The organism is Faecalibacterium sp. DFI.5.82, from assembly GCF_029076575.1.
In the GTDB taxonomy this organism is placed as follows: domain Bacteria; phylum Bacillota; class Clostridia; order Oscillospirales; family Ruminococcaceae; genus Faecalibacterium; species Faecalibacterium duncaniae.
On the sequence record NZ_JARFIS010000256.1, the window covers coordinates 1 to 332 of the forward strand.

Consider the following 332-nt stretch of genomic DNA (forward strand, 5'->3'; position numbering starts at 1 on the left):
GCTCTATATCGCGGTGCTGGAGTTGCGCTCTCTGGCTGAGGAGCGCCACAGCCGCACCGACCAGCTGCTGCTCACCAGCCCGGTTTCAGTGTGGGGCATCGTGCTGGGCAAGTTCTTTGCCATGGCGGCTGTGTTCGCTATGCCCTGCGCCGTGGATGCGGTGATGATCTTCATCCTCTGGGCGCTGGGCAGCACCGTGTCTGCTCTGATCGCAAACCTTGCGGGGCTGCTCTGCTACTTTTTGCTGGGCAGTGCGGCCAGTGCATTGTGTGAGTTTCTCTCTGGCCTGACCGAGAACCAGATCATTGCCGCCGTGGCGGGCTTTTCAGCCT

1 protein-coding gene is annotated in these 332 nt (G+C 61.4%); it reads left to right on the forward strand.

Annotation, left to right across the window (positions count from 1 at the left end):
- Window positions 1-332: ABC transporter permease (locus P0G09_RS16500; protein WP_275253202.1), on the forward strand; the 332-nt coding region annotated here is incomplete at both ends.